This window comes from uncultured Paraglaciecola sp. (genome assembly GCF_943787955.1).
Lineage (GTDB): Bacteria > Pseudomonadota > Gammaproteobacteria > Enterobacterales > Alteromonadaceae > Paraglaciecola.
In genome coordinates, this window is sequence record NZ_CALSOK010000010.1 from 596106 (window position 1) to 611053 (window position 14948).

At 34.6% G+C, this 14948-nt stretch carries 11 protein-coding genes; 2 read left to right on the forward strand and 9 right to left on the reverse strand.

Going from position 1 to position 14948, the window contains the following annotated elements; all coding sequences use genetic code 11:
• Positions 1 to 127: 127 nt before the first annotated feature.
• The 9 genes from Q0Y52_RS10395 to Q0Y52_RS10435 form a co-directional block, all read right to left on the reverse strand.
• A complete protein-coding gene (locus Q0Y52_RS10395; protein WP_297821264.1) occupies positions 128 to 1591 on the reverse strand; it encodes a glycosyltransferase family 2 protein in 1464 nt (487 codons plus the stop codon).
• 20 nt (positions 1592 to 1611) lie between these two features.
• Positions 1612 to 2514, reverse strand: a complete 903-nt coding sequence (locus Q0Y52_RS10400) for a hypothetical protein (protein WP_297821266.1) — start codon at positions 2512 to 2514, stop codon at positions 1612 to 1614.
• A gap of 128 nt (positions 2515 to 2642) precedes the next feature.
• Complete coding sequence (locus Q0Y52_RS10405; RefSeq protein WP_297821268.1) at positions 2643 to 3329, reverse strand: sulfotransferase family 2 domain-containing protein; 687 nt, start codon at positions 3327 to 3329, stop codon at positions 2643 to 2645.
• A protein-coding gene (locus tag Q0Y52_RS10410) for an IS3 family transposase (protein ID WP_297821270.1) occupies positions 3286 to 4442 on the reverse strand; the annotation gives its coding sequence in 2 pieces (ribosomal slippage) (positions 3286 to 4196 and positions 4196 to 4442; 1158 coding nt in all). Before Q0Y52_RS10410 ends, Q0Y52_RS10405 begins: the two co-directional genes overlap by 44 nt.
• A gap of 46 nt (positions 4443 to 4488) precedes the next feature.
• Entirely contained in the window at positions 4489 to 5628 is a 1140-nt protein-coding gene (locus Q0Y52_RS10415; RefSeq protein WP_297821272.1) for a glycosyltransferase family 2 protein, read from the reverse strand.
• 20 nt (positions 5629 to 5648) lie between these two features.
• The gene (locus Q0Y52_RS10420; protein ID WP_297821274.1) at positions 5649 to 9953 is read right to left on the reverse strand and encodes a sulfotransferase family 2 domain-containing protein; all 4305 of its coding nucleotides are present in this window, start codon (positions 9951 to 9953) and stop codon (positions 5649 to 5651) included.
• The gene (locus Q0Y52_RS10425; RefSeq protein ID WP_297821276.1) at positions 9950 to 10819 is read right to left on the reverse strand and encodes a sulfotransferase; all 870 of its coding nucleotides are present in this window, start codon (positions 10817 to 10819) and stop codon (positions 9950 to 9952) included. The genes Q0Y52_RS10420 and Q0Y52_RS10425 overlap by 4 nt, the downstream gene beginning before the upstream one ends.
• A gap of 160 nt (positions 10820 to 10979) precedes the next feature.
• Complete coding sequence (locus tag Q0Y52_RS10430) at positions 10980 to 11243, reverse strand: hypothetical protein (RefSeq protein ID WP_297821277.1); 264 nt, start codon at positions 11241 to 11243, stop codon at positions 10980 to 10982.
• A gap of 72 nt (positions 11244 to 11315) precedes the next feature.
• On the reverse strand, positions 11316 to 12770 hold the full coding sequence (locus tag Q0Y52_RS10435) for a glycosyltransferase (RefSeq protein WP_297821279.1): 1455 nt from the start codon (positions 12768 to 12770) through the stop codon (positions 11316 to 11318).
• A gap of 609 nt (positions 12771 to 13379) precedes the next feature.
• Between Q0Y52_RS10435 and Q0Y52_RS10440 the strand changes: the two genes are divergently transcribed.
• Both Q0Y52_RS10440 and Q0Y52_RS10445 read left to right on the forward strand, forming a co-directional pair.
• Positions 13380 to 14162: an ABC transporter permease gene (locus Q0Y52_RS10440; RefSeq protein ID WP_297821281.1), complete on the forward strand. Its 783-nt coding sequence runs from the start codon at positions 13380 to 13382 to the stop codon at positions 14160 to 14162.
• The gene (locus Q0Y52_RS10445; RefSeq protein ID WP_297821283.1) at positions 14162 to 14866 is read left to right on the forward strand and encodes an ABC transporter ATP-binding protein; all 705 of its coding nucleotides are present in this window, start codon (positions 14162 to 14164) and stop codon (positions 14864 to 14866) included. Before Q0Y52_RS10440 ends, Q0Y52_RS10445 begins: the two co-directional genes overlap by 1 nt.
• Positions 14867 to 14948: the final 82 nt, after the last annotated feature.

The window sequence follows — 14948 nt, forward strand, 5'->3', positions numbered from 1 at the left end:
ATATTTAACCAGAGCAATACTTTAAAGAAAGTACTATGAATCTACCTGAAATCTAAATACTTTTAAGTTAGCCAACGATTGGACACTTTAGGTCTGTAATTTTTTGCTTTTTTTCGATTAAAATTTTTTAATCGCTTACTATACGACCCTCAGAACGTCCATGCCTTAAATAATGTGCAAATAGATTCTTATCTAAAACCAATAAATCAGTATTACAGTCCAAATAACTCTTAGGACAAAAAGATGGATTGGGACAGAGGCCTACACCTTCACCAAAATAGGCATAGTCAATTATTGCAGTTTTTTCAGAGTCAAATATTTTATTGGTCTGTTTTGTATAATACTCTAAATCAAACTCTCCACATTCTTGAATAAGATAAATGTCGTTATTCCTTTCGATGGCTATACTTAGCCACTTTCGCGAGTTAATTAAAAACGTAAACAATTGTTTCACCATAAATAAGTAAAAAGTGTGTTTCTTAAAAGAGGGGGCGCTTTTTAGTTTTTTAAGGTTAGGTTGTTTTTCGTCTTTCCATTTGAGATATTGAGGTAAAAAATATTCTTTTTCTTCAAAATCATAGGAAAACAGTTTTTCTAATATATTAGGCCGTACCATTTGATCTCTGTAAAATAAATCAATATCTTCAGCACTCATATGCTTTATGATCAATGCAACATCTACTTGAGATAATCTATGGTAAGTCATAGTTTCTAGAGGGACGCGCTCTAATATTTTTTTGAAGCGAGACACAAGTTCAAAAAATTGAGTTTGTGTCTCTGCCGTATCAAAGGCATCTTTTATAAGGAAGCGATAAAAACTAAGGATTAAGTCAAAGAAATAGGGGATCAATTTTTGATTATCTGATGACTCTAAATAGGGCAAAACGGACTCGATCATTCGAATTCGATAGTCGCAGGTTAAAAAAGTTTTTTGTTGTGTTATGGACTGATTGCTTGAATCTGTTCGCTTCAAATAGTAATGAAGCACTTCAGTAGTTATGCTGACTTTCCTTGCTTTATTATACAATTGTAGTGAAAATAAATGGTCTTCAAACCATCGCTGTTCTTCATCAAAAATCAAGTTGCTTTCTCTATACAGTTTTAGAGAAATGAGCTTATTCCATGCTGCTACATCCCATACGAGTTTGGGGTAATTGACAATAGATATATTAAAACATTCTACAAAGTTGAATTTTTTATGCCACAAAAGTGGCCAGGTATTCCCCTCTTCATCAATGTGACGAGAGTTGAATGAAACGACTTCAGAGCCATGCTCTTGTACAATACAGAGGCAATGCTCCAATGCTTTTGGATTCAAAGTATCATCAGAGTCCAAAAACAATATGTAGTCTCCAGTACAATATGTTACGCCCGTATTACGAGAAGCTGAAAGTCCTTTATTCTTCTTGTGGGCATAAATATGAATTTTATTAGATTGATAGGCCTCTATGATTGAAATACTCTTGTCAGGAGAACAATCATCTATGACTATAATTTCGATGTCTTGGTATGTTTGTGATAAAACAGAATCAATACAAGCAGATATGTATTTTTCTACATTATATACTGGAATAACAATACTTACTTTCATCACAGCTCGCTTTAAGGCTATTAAGAATTTATTTGTGTAAATGACAAAGGATGAGGACTATCCATAAAAGAAATATTTTCCATAGGGTTAAAACCTTGCTCTATTAACGTGTGATACTGAGTACTATCTTGTTTTACGTATAAAAATAAGTTGTCTTTATACCATGATTCCCCCTTTTCATCATGACGATGAAGCATTGGTCGGAAAAGATCAAAAACAACATAACCGTGTACAGCAAACAACGTTGCCCAATAGCTATGTTTCTGACAATTAGGTTTCGTCGCTTCTGTTAAATATGTAGATCCAAAAAGAATAATATTTGAACTATGACATAATGATTTAATGCATTGTTCTGAATGCGCCGGATTTAAGTTTTCTACTAATTGCAGGCTTATGACTAAGTCAAAATGTTCATGGAGGTTTTCAGTCAAGTTAATTGGTCGAAGTTCCAGGGTCTCTATTTTTACCCCTTCTAATTTGTCTTCGTGCTCATATAACCCTAAGCAACGTAAAATACCAAGGTCTGAACAGGCTATTAGCCAAGCAGTCTTACGACAGCCAAAATGAGTGATGGAATTGATTGTAAAATTTTCAACAAGATATTTAAGAACTAATTTCGCTGTTTTGACAGACGTCTTGTTCGAATAAATATAACAACCATTTTTATCTGTTATGTCAGGATTACTGCTCTCCCATTCTTGCCAAATTTGTTCAACGGGATAATATTCATTCAACAACTCATAATCTTTTCGATAGTACTCTAACAAATTTTCCATTTGTTTCCGGTTCAGGTTACCAAGTGAAATTCTAGGTCCACCTGTTTGTGAATGCTTGAAACGCACATTACGACCCGCCATGATAGACAAGTCATCTTCTAAAGCAGACAGACTTTCTAGAGGGTAAATTTTATCAAATTGTTCCAAACTCCTTGCTTTATCAAATATCTCAGAAATAGGTTGAATATGATGTTGAATAGGTAATACCTTTAAATAAATGGGCAAATTCTCAATAAATTGTGTGATAGTTGGGTCAAAATATGGAATTTCTCCTTTTAAGGATGGGTGTATATCTTGAATAGTACTTCTGAAAGTTCTTCATGAAAAAGAACACGGTTAGAGTATGCTGACAAAAAGCGTTTAATTGGATCTCGGATGACTATAAAATTAAAATCACATAGCGCAAGATTTTGGTTGTTGTTAAAAGCATCATGTATATGCATTCCTTCTTGTTCTTCCGAAAAGCCTTTCTTAAACTCCAATTCATAAAGGGCATTTTTGATAGAAGTACAAGCGACTTTTGGGATAGGGAAATAGCCGACTTTGTTATTCATGACACAAATTCCTTTAGTCGAACATATACGACCCTCAGAACGTCCATGCCTTAAATAATGTGCAAATAGATTCTTATCTAAAACCAATAAATCAGTATTACAGTCCAAATAACTCTTAGGACAAAAAGATGGATTGGGACAGAGGCCTACACCTTCACCAAAATAGGCATAGTCAATTATTGCAGTTTTTTCAGAGTCAAATATTTTATTGGTCTGTTTTGTATAATACTCTAAATCAAACTCTCCATATTCTTGAATAAGATAAATGTCGTTATTCCTTTCGATGGCTATACTTAGCCACTTTCGCGAGTTAATTAAAAACGTAAACAATTGTTTCACCATAAATAAGTAAAAAGTGTTCTGGTCAAGTCCAACCGGACACTTTTCTAAAGGAGTTTTCAAATTCAATTGGCGATTGATCCAAATTAGCTGAATGTAGTCGCTCAACATTATAATATTTCATGTACCTAGCAACATCTTCTCGCATATGTGTTCGAGTGGGCTGCGGTACTTTAAACAACCAATCATGCTTTAAACTTCCAAAGAAGCGCTCCACAACAGCATTATCCCAGCAAGCTCCAACATCCCCCATACTAGCTCGACAACCTAATCGCGACAGTAGATTTCTAAAGCCTTTACTCGTGTACTGAGAGCCTCTGTCACTGTGAACCACCAAACCTTTTGGTGGTTTGCGTAAGTTATGAGCCTTTATCAGCGCTTGCTCGACCAAATCACGCGTCATGCGTTTTGATATATGCCAGCCCACAATACGGCGTGAGTACAAATCCATGACAATTGCTAGATATAACCAGCCCTCACCAGTCTTTAAATAGGACACATCACCCGCCCAAATTTGATTGGGTCCAACAGGATTGAAATTCATATTTAGCAAGTTGTCAGCCACAGCATCACTGTGTTTGCGCTTGGTTGTCACTTTATAAGCTATTCGCTGAGTCACAACTAATTTAAGCCGTTCCATTAACTTAATGGCGCGATACCGCGTTATTTCAAAGCCTTCTTTGCGTAGTGCTTTAGCAAGCTCTCTGCTGCCTAAACTGTTTCGACTTGCCTTGAATAATGCTTTGGCTCGTCGATACAGTCTTAGCGTTTGAGCGCTAATGAGTTCACCAGGTTTTTTTAGCCATGCGTAGTATGCTGACGAACTCACTTCCATCACTTTACAAGCAACTGACACCGGATACTTCGCATCAAGCTCACTTATAAAAGAATATCTTACTTCATTTCTTTCGCGAAGAAGGCACTGGCCTTTTTTAGGATTTCACGCTCCATTTGTAGACGTTTACTATCTTTCCTGAGCTGAATTAACTCTGCCCGTTCATCACCAGATAATGCATCACCTAGTGCCTGTTTCTTATGCTTAGCTACCCAGTTGTAAAGTAGTTTGTCTGTCACACCTAAAGATGCAGCAGCTTGTACGATTGGATAGTCTTGCTCTATTACCAGAGCGACCGCTTCTTGTTTAAATTCTGCGGGATAATGTTTATTTGTTCGTTTAGTCATATTCACCTCAATTAACAGGATTATAATCCTTTATTGAAGTGTCCGGTTAATTCAACCACAACAAAGTGTGTTTCTTAAAAGAGGGGGCGCTTTTTAGTTTTTTAAGATTAGGTTGTTTTTCGTCTTTCCATTTGAGATATTGAGGTAAAAAATATTCTTTTTCTTCAAAATCATAGGAAAACAGTTTTTCTAATATATTAGGCCGTACCATTTGATCTCTGTAAAATAAATCAATATCTTCAGCACTCATATGCTTTATGATCAATGCAACATCTACTTGAGATAATCTATGGTAAGTCATAGTTTCTAGAGGGACGCGCTCTAATATTTTTTTGAAGCGAGACACAAGTTCAAAAAATTGAGTTTGTGTCTCTGCCGTATCAAAGGCATCTTTTATAAGGAAGCGATAAAAACTAAGGATTAAGTCAAAGAAATAGGGGATCAATTTTTGATTATCTGATGACTCTAAATAGGGCAAAACGGACTCGATCATTCGAATTCGATAGTCGCAGGTTAAAAAAGTTTTTTGTTGTGTTATGGACTGATTGCTTGAATCTGTTCGCTTCAAATAGTAATGAAGCACTTCAGTAGTTATGCTGACTTTCCTTGCTTTATTATACAATTGTAGTGAAAATAAATGGTCTTCAAACCATCGCTGTTCTTCATCAAAAATCAAGTTGCTTTCTCTATATAGTTTTAGAGAAATGAGCTTATTCCATGCTGCTACATCCCATACGAGTTTGGGGTAATTGACAATAGATATATTAAAACATTCTACAAAGTTGAATTTTTTATGCCACAAAAGTGGCCAGGTATTCCCCTCTTCATCAATGTGACGAGAGTTGAATGAAACGACTTCAGAGCCATGCTCTTGTACAATACAGAGGCAATGCTCCAATGCTTTTGGATTCAAAGTATCATCAGAGTCCAAAAACAATATGTAGTCTCCAGTACAATATGTTACGCCCGTATTACGAGAAGCTGAAAGTCCTTTATTCTTCTTGTGGGCATAAATATGAATTTTATTAGATTGATAGGCCTCTATGATTGAAATACTCTTGTCAGGAGAACAATCATCTATGACTATAATTTCGATGTCTTGGTATGTTTGTGATAAAACAGAATCAATACAAGCAGATATGTATTTTTCTACATTATATACTGGAATAACAATACTTACTTTCATCACAGCTCGCTTTAAGGCTATTAAGAATTTATTTGTGTAAATGACAAAGGATGAGGACTATCCATAAAAGAAATATTTTCCATAGGGTTAAAACCTTGCTCTATTAACGTGTGATACTGAGTACTATCTTGTTTTACGTATAAAAATAAGTTGTCTTTATACCATGATTCCCCCTTTTCATCATGACGATGAAGCATTGGTCGGAAAAGATCAAAAACAACATAACCGTGTACAGCAAACAACGTTGCCCAATAGCTATGTTTCTGACAATTAGGTTTCGTCGCTTCTGTTAAATATGTAGATCCAAAAAGAATAATATTTGAACTATGACATAATGATTTAATGCATTGTTCTGAATGCGCCGGATTTAAGTTTTCTACTAATTGCAGGCTTATGACTAAGTCAAAATGTTCATGGAGGTTTTCAGTCAAGTTAATTGGTCGAAGTTCCAGGGTCTCTATTTTTACCCCTTCTAATTTGTCTTCGTGCTCATATAACCCTAAGCAACGTAAAATACCAAGGTCTGAACAGGCTATTAGCCAAGCAGTCTTACGACAGCCAAAATGAGTGATGGAATTGATTGTAAAATTTTCAACAAGATATTTAAGAACTAATTCCGCTGTTTTGACAGACGTCTTGTTCGAATAAATATAACAACCATTTTTATCTGTTATGTCAGGATTACTGCTCTCCCATTCTTGCCAAATTTGTTCAACGGGATAATATTCATTCAACAACTCATAATCTTTTCGATAATATTCTAACAATATTTCAATTTGTTTCCGGTTCAAGTTATCAAGTGAAATTCTAGGTCCACCTGTTTGTGAATGCTTGAAACGCACATTACTACCCGTCATGATAGACAAGTCATCTTCTAAAGCAGACAGACTTTCTAGAGGGTAAATTTTATCAAATTGTTCCAAACTCCTTGCTTTATCAAATATCTCAGAAATAGGTTGAACATGATGTTGAATAGGTAATACCTTTAAATAAATGGGCAAATTCTCAATAAATTGTGTGATAGTTGGGTCAAAATATGGAATTTCTCCTTTTAAGGATGGGTGTATATCTTGAATAGTACTTTCTGAAAGTTCTCCATGAAAAAGAACACGGTTAGAGTATACTGACAAAAAGCGTTTAATTGGATCTCGGATGACTATAAAGTTAAAATCACATAGCGCAAGATTTTGGTTGTTGTTAAAAGCATCATGTATATGCATTCCTTCTTGTTCTTCCGAAAAGCCTTTCTTAAACTCCAATTCATAAAGGGCATTTTTGATAGAAGTACAAGCGACTTTTGGGATAGGGAAATAGCCGACTTTGTTATTCATGACACAAATTCCTTTAGCCGAACATATGGCTTTCCATTCTTTCCAAACTTGGTCGACGCTATAATATTCATTTAATACTTCGTAATCATCACGGTAGTACTCTAACAATACTTCTATAGATTGTTTGCTTAACGCTCCAATCGAGATCACTGGAGCACTATTTTGCATGTTTGGGAGTGTCACGTTCTCACCTGTCATATTAGACAAGTCTTTCTCTAGAGAGTATATATTTTCTAAAGGGTACACCTTATCAAACTGCTTAAGGCTTTCTGTCTTGCTCAATAGCGTACACATGGGTTGAAAGTGATGCTGAATAGTATCCACCTTTAAGTAAAGAGGTAAGTTTTCGATAAATTGATTAAGTTTTGGATCGAAGAAAGGAATTTGTCCCTCCAATGATGGGCATGTATTTTGAATAAAGTTTTTTGAAAGCTCCTTATGCATCATCACCCGGTTGGCGTACCCTGACAAAAATCGTTTAATCGGATCTCGTATAACTATAAAGTTGAAGTCAGGCAAAGGGTTGTTTTCTGCTTTTTTCTTTTCATTAAAAAAATTATGTATATGTGTATTGTGCTCTTCTATTGAAAAAGCCTTTTTATTTTCTAATTTATAAAGAGCATGTTTAATGGACGTACTGGCTATTTTTGGAATAGGTGTATAGCCAATTTTATTATTTATAACAGAGATTTTTTTGAAAGGAGATGGTGGCGTAAATGCCACCTGTTTCAGTTGGGTTTTTGGCTTCAAAATATTTTTAGTTAGGTCTTTTAATCTGGTTTCCCAGAAAAAATAAAGTCTCTTTAGTTGGTTATTTTTTGATTTTTTGACTTCATGTACTATTTCATTTTTTTGAAACGTCAAGACTGCTAATAACACATCGTTGTGTCCGTTATTTTTCATCCACAGTTCATTACGTCCTTTGGCGATCCAAGCATTAGATAAAAAATGACCACCTTCTAAGGAAGTATCTACAAGGATGGATCCTGTTCCTTGTTTCAATAATAAATCTACACTTTGACCATTTTTGTCAACAGCAATGCCAGAACAATGAAAGCTGTTTCTTTCTATCCCTGGAAGAATATTGATGATCTCAAAGTGTTTAAAGTCATTAATTTCTTTCGTTTTATCTAACTGATAGTTGGGGACTAGACAAAGGTGTAACTGGTCTAAAGCTCTTACTTGTTTGAGGAAATCTTCAGAACCATTGAAACGTGTGTAATCTGTTTTCGTGCCTTGAGCTCCCTTTTTAAGAAGTTTTTCAAAAAATTCTTCAGGAATATCTGTCATTGATGGCACTAGCAATGTAAATAAGTCTTGCACTAATTTTTTTGACTGCTTATAGGGTTGTTTATATAAGTTTTCGAAGCTAACAGTTAAGGGAAATGCCTTAAGAGAAACAGATTTTTGATAGATAGACTTCATTTGTTTTCTGCATGTCAATTCATGTTGAATGAGTCTTTTGCTTTCAATTTTTTGAGAAAATATCGAGTTATCTAAATTGGATTTATTCTTAAAATCTGACGACCAGACACCTGTTTTTTCTGCATAATTGAGACTTAATAATCGACCTTCTGCCTGCTCTCTGTATAAGAATAAATGCTTATAACCATACTGAACGCTAATTTCTAACAAAATGGCATTTACTTCATCAGGGACATTCTCTAAACAATGCTTAATACAGACTTTTTGAGATAGAATATCTATAAGCGCGTTTTTCAATTGTTCTTTATTTTTACTTTCCTTCCAATTTTTTACGACATACCCATAGATACGATTTTTATTGAAAGGTTCATAATGTGCATTAGCATTGTCCATAGACGAAAATAAAGTATGTGCTAAATTTGTTCCTCCTGTCCTGCGAAAAGTCCATATAATTAGAGGTGATAGATGTTGTTTTCTTATTAAAAGTGCATATTTTTTTGGCTCTGTGTTTTTATAAGAAATAGCAATATTCTCCATTGCCTTTATAATAAGGGATGAAATGCTGTTATTAAATTTAGGCATCAGGCCATACAACTGGTTGATGGTAGACTCTTGCCAAAGCTTTTCTTTTTGAACCGGTTTGATTTCAGGGTTAGGATATTCTAAATTATAATTTGCTTTTAACCATCGCCTGTCATTTTGACTTTCAGAGATGATTTTTGTCTGAACTTCTTCACTTAGGGAAAATTTCACTCCTTGTAATTGCGATAAGATTTTATGCTCATTCATTTTCCTATGTGGATTAACTTTTTTATTAATCATCGTAGGGACTTTTTCGTTCATATATGAGATGAGCTCAATCGCTTCATGACAGTAACCAAGATTACTCCAATTCTCTTCATACTTTCCTTGTAAATCAGCAGATATTCGACCTAAGAAGTAATTAAATGGCCCCTGTTTTGACACAAGCATGTCTTCAAAACGATAAACATCAACAGCATCTTTACCAAATGCCGTGATGTATTTAGTCAGTACATCTTGAAATAGATTAGGCTTTTGAGGTGTATTCTTACAGATTTCATCTAGGGAAATAACACCTATTTTTATATTCTCTTGGCATAAGCTTTGCCAATAGGACACGGGCTCACGTAGGCAACAGATAATTTTAAACTCAACAGCTCCTTCTGTTAATGTTTCTATGTCTTTTTTAAATTTATTTATACCTTCAAGGGGAAATTTCGATAGCTTTTCTGCAGAAAAAATGATGGCTGGGACTTCCTCTTTCAATACTGCTGCTAGTTGAGAAAGATAAGATGCTTGTAACACTTTTACCTTCTCAACAGTATCAATTCCGATTCGCCTGTTATTACTCCACTTAAAGGGATTTACATCGTAAAGGTTTGTAAATAAACTCCCATGATTGGATTCAGTATTTTGTTTATACGAGTTTTTAAATAGCGGGAAATAATATCCCAACTGTTTTAATGTATGATGGTGGTCACTAAAAGATTGTTGGATCGAGGTAGAGCCTGTCTTATGAATGCCTATATGGATAATTATTCGCTTCAATTTACCATTGCCTTATATAATTTATTGTTACACCACATTTCCTTCGTGTTAAACCGTTCTTCGCAATAGGAATAGGTGTCAGCGTAGTAATTAACAATGTCTCTCTTCAGCTGTTCACTTATTGTTTCAGTTTTTTTTGACTTATTGAATACTTTATTAAAATCGGGTTTAAAATCAGGGATGTTCAAAAATTTCTCTAGACACTGATTTTCTTGTTTGGAGAATAATTTTTCATAAATGCTATAAAATACTTGTTCAGGCTCAAAAACAGCATCTAAGTTCCTCATTGTTTTTTCATATTGTGTTCGCAGACGGCAATGTTCGCTTTTGTAATATGCAAAGGTATCGATTTCTTCACTTGTTATCAATTCTTTGGTTTTTCTTCGGTTTGGTCTTCTAGACATCCTGACTGCAGAACAAATTCTCTCAAAAGGATCTCTCATCAAAAAGATAACCTTAATGTTATACCCCCTTTTTGCAAGTTCTTCTTTGACCTCTTTTAACGCGTCAACAGAAAGCCCCGCATATGATGGAGATATATCGCCAACAAAATTCACTTCTGGTTTAGTAGAAATTAATTTGTCGAAAAAATTATAATACGAATCAATATCTTGACGAAACTTAACAAGCAAATCTAAATTCTTTTCTTCCTGTGATTTTATAATCCCCCACTTTCGTGTCAATTTAGATCTATCTTTTAGTGTTTTTTCTACAGGATCGTTACATCCCATATACTTGACATCTAAAACGTGATGTTCCTTTGTAAAACCCATGTCGACAAATTTACATTTTATTAGTTGTTTATATAGCCAAGTTGTCCCACCCTTTTGACACCCTACGCCCAAAATAAATGTTTTTTCCATCATAATAAATTCCTAAAAAAAGATTGAATACATCTAGCAAGAATAGATTGAAAATTTAAGTCTATGTGGCTCTTGAATAACGCACAATAACCTAGTTAATATATCGATGAGTTCGGTAATGTAAGACCCATGTTTTACGTTGTTTCAGGTTTAAACGATAGCATCAAATACGGTCAAAATAGTTGGCGGCTCCTAGGATATTTTTATTAGAAGAGTATAAAGATTTTCTAACTTTTTGTTTCAATTTTACTGCTATGTCTGAATTAGTTTCAATAATAAAAGCAAGGCAAAATGTATTTGCATTTCCCCAAAATACCCCATTAAGGGTTTGATTGTGAGTAGGCAGTGTAATCTTTTTTGCCCCACTAGTTCCCGATTTTTTTGCAGAAATACTGTAAGGCTGAGCTACCAGCCTTGGGACTTCCAATATGTTATTTATACTCTTTCAAATAACTTTCTGCCAAGATTTTATATTTTTTCTGTGTGTAAAATTAAATTTTTAAAGTTGTTTGAATTCTAAATATTTAGAATTTTTTAAATACATTGCATTCATCTCATGAAAACGTTTTAGGTAAGTGCTTTTATTAAATTTTTCAAATACACGTCGGTTAGCTTCTTCCCCCCAAGCGTGTTGTAGGGATTTATTTGAGTATAAGTTTATAAGGGCTGACTTGAGTACAGCGAGGTCACCTAAAACTGCACTTACACCAGCACCATCATCAAAAATAGCGCTAATGTCACCTGTGTTTTTAAAAGAAAAAATCGGCAAATTAAAACTTGCAGCCTCTAAACACACCTGTGGGCATGGGTCTTCTTTGGAACTGAGAAAGAACATATCTCCTATTGAAAAATATTCCATAATATTAGGTTTGTATCCTAGGAATTGAACTCTATCCCTCAGTCCGTATTTAGCTACAAGCTTCTGAAGTTTTGACATTGCTAAACCTTCCCCCAGCCAAATAAAATCAATATCATCATTAATAGAACAAACTTGTTGTGCTAGTTTAATAAAGGCTTCTGGGTTTTTTCTTTCACACAACGTACCTGCTCCCAAGACAAGAAAAGCATTTTTCCTTAAGCCCAATATTTCCCTTAAGGCGACTTTATTTGTGAGATCGAGTTGTTTGCTTCTTTTACTCAGAAAAGGGCGTAAAACAGTCATTCTAGATTTATTGACGCCATATTTTTCAAGCATTAACCTATGTGTATATTTTGAAGCTAAAATAATATGGCTTTGACTATCTAGTATCTTTTGAAGTGATTCTCGATATAACTCTAAACTACAGCCCATTTCGTGTATATAAGCAAACTTAGGACTGTCCAAATAAGAAAAGAAATCAATGATTCCAGCCGAAACAATGGTATTGAAATAAACCGCACTAGAATCATCTGTAACAAATGATTCTAGTGTTGCTTGATGTGTTACTTGCGATATGGTGTACAGATGTAATACTTTGCCACATTGTTCAAATTCATCAATTAAGGGTCCTCCTTCTAAAAGGATAATTTGCAGTGAGAAGTCCTTTTTTAAATTTTGGAGAAGATTTACTAAAAATAATGGTGCCCCTGTTCTAGATGCATCATGTGAAACAAATACTAATTTAGCTTTATTTGGGTATAGTTGATGACCGCTAATGATGATGTTTGGAGATACTTTACGGCCTTCATTTTCTCCATACATAATATAATGGGCCAAAGGACCCATTCTATATTTTTTAACATCATAATATCGTTTGAGGTAAAAAGAGGTATCAAATACAGAACTAGGTCTGCGCCCTTCTTTTTCGCCATGCATTATGTAATGTAACAATGGAGATATATTGCTTTTTTTTACATCCGGGTTTTGTTCTAAATACCAGGGAATATTAAACAAACCTGATTTATTGATTACTTTTCGTCTACAACAATAGCGGAAACTGTTCCAGACATGTAAAAACTTATTTTTGATTGCCATCGTTTTTTTGCCGGTTGAAAAATAACTTATGTGGTTTAAAAACCCCAAAAATAAAAATAAAAATAAAAATAAAAATAAAAATAAAAATAAAAATAAAAATAAAAATAAAAATAAAAAGTCAATAAAAACAGGCCATCAATGCTACGTGAGGCGTTTTTTAATGCCCTAATGCCCTAATGCCCTAATGCCCTAATGCCCTAATGCTTTAATTATAGATAATTTGAACGAGTTACCTAATTTATCATATTGAATAACAAACTGAATTTGGGCTGCAATCATTAGGCTAAACGGGCTATTCAAATAACGTGTATGATGTAAGAAAAATCGATGATTTGTGCAAGATTCAAGACCTGAAGTTGCTACCGTTTTTTCGGACGATATAATATAAAAATATTTGTCTGTTCATTTTTATGCTAGCAAGCGTAATAAAAAACTGAAGCCAGGGTTGCACTGCAAGTTTAAAAACACTTTATAACAACTCTGGGTTTTATCTTGCTGATAAAATTGATAAAATTAATAAATTAATAAAGTGTTTCGTAGTATACTCACAAGTTACTCAAAAGTTACTCAAAAGTTTAGGGAAAATTTCAAACATGGCATCAGTATAGAATGCAACATAAATTAAACAATTTGCGTTTTTGGCAACTCGTAAAAGTTAAAATCCAGATGAACTTAAAGTCAGAAGCGTCAAAGCATCAGCTCAATTACATCTGGTGGCTTCTCGAACCGGCATTATTTATTGCTATTTATTATGTCATTTTTGGTGTCTTTCTGAATGCTCGGTCTGAGAATTTTATTGCCTTTTTAATTTGCGGGAAGATCCCATTTCTTTGGTTTAGTCGCTCAGTCACCAACGCTTCAAGTTCTATAATGACCGGAACCGGGTTGATGAACCAAATTGACATTCCAAAACTATTTTTCCCACTAGTAGTTATTGGGCAAGATCTAGTGAAAACTTTTTTTGTATTTATGCTAATGCTATCAATATTGTGGACAATGGGCTATCAACCCTCGCTGGCATGGTTTGCAATAATTCCCGTTGCATTAATGCAGTTATTGTTTATTAGTTCTTTGGCGATTATTTTCGCTAGTTTTGTGCCTTTTTTACCTGATTTACGTTTTATTGTGCAAACATTTACAATGTTGATGATGTTTGCTTCGGGTATTTTTTATAATCCGTCACAGTTTTTAATACCAGAGCATAAAGTTTTATTTTTTTTTAACCCATTGGCTGCTGCAATTGATATGTATCGAGATATCATCATGGAGGGACTACTGCCTAATTGGAATCAGCTCACAATATTGGCTATTGGGTGTGGTTTGGCCCTAATTGTTGCAATTTTTTTGATAAGAAAGTTCGATCACAATTACCCAAGGTTGGTGCTTCAATAATGCCTGTTCAAGAGACTTGTATAAGATTAGAAAATGTTGGGGTGACGTTTAAAAGTCGCAAGGGTTTTTTCCGATATTCAAAACATCGCGCGCTAAATAACGTATCATTTGAAGTATACAGAGGCGAAACATTAGGTGTGATTGGTCGAAATGGTTGTGGTAAATCTACCTTGTTAAAGTTGCTTTCTGGAATTCTTAAACCTGATGAGGGCAGTATTAAAAGTTATGTGAAACATGTCAGTCTGCAGTCACTGCAGACCGGTTTTGATAGTCAGTTATCGGGTCGCAACAACGCTATTCTTATGGCAATGCTTTTAGGGCACAGTAAAGACGCTGCTTATAAAGCCCTTCCACAAATTTTAAATTTTTCTGAATTAGGCAACAGTTTTGAGGAGCCTGTAAAAACTTATAGCTCTGGTATGCGAGCAAGATTAGGATTTTCAGTCTCTATGTTAATGCGTGCCGATGTGTTGCTAGTTGATGAAACATTGGGTGTAGGTGACAAAAGCTTTAGAATTAAAGCCGAAGCTGTTATTTCTGAGCGGATCAGTTCTGAGCAAACGGTGGTTTTTGTGTCGCATTCCGGGGAGCAGGTCAAACGCGTTTGTCAACGTGCGGTATGGCTAGACCAAGGTGAGGTGATTAAAGTAGGGATGGCTGAAGACTTAGTTGACGAGTATGAACAATATTCTTTGGGCGCATAACTACCAACAATGGGAGTGAGTCAATTAGTTAATAGTTTATCCTAGCGCGGATATTCTTAATTTTTAAAGATGGAAATTTAAT

Excerpts from the sequence above, each read along its gene's own strand:
- Q0Y52_RS10395 (WP_297821264.1), bottom strand. The coding sequence starts at position 1,591 with ATGAAAGTAAGTATTGTTATTCCAGTATATAATGTAGAAAAATACATA.
- Q0Y52_RS10445 (WP_297821283.1), top strand. The coding sequence starts at position 14,162 with ATGCCTGTTCAAGAGACTTGTATAAGATTAGAAAATGTTGGGGTGACG.
- Q0Y52_RS10415 (WP_297821272.1), bottom strand. The coding sequence starts at position 5,628 with ATGAAAGTAAGTATTGTTATTCCAGTATATAATGTAGAAAAATACATA.
- Q0Y52_RS10425 (WP_297821276.1), bottom strand. The coding sequence starts at position 10,819 with ATGATGGAAAAAACATTTATTTTGGGCGTAGGGTGTCAAAAGGGTGGG.
- Q0Y52_RS10435 (WP_297821279.1), bottom strand. The coding sequence starts at position 12,770 with ATGGCAATCAAAAATAAGTTTTTACATGTCTGGAACAGTTTCCGCTAT.
- Q0Y52_RS10440 (WP_297821281.1), top strand. The coding sequence starts at position 13,380 with ATGCAACATAAATTAAACAATTTGCGTTTTTGGCAACTCGTAAAAGTT.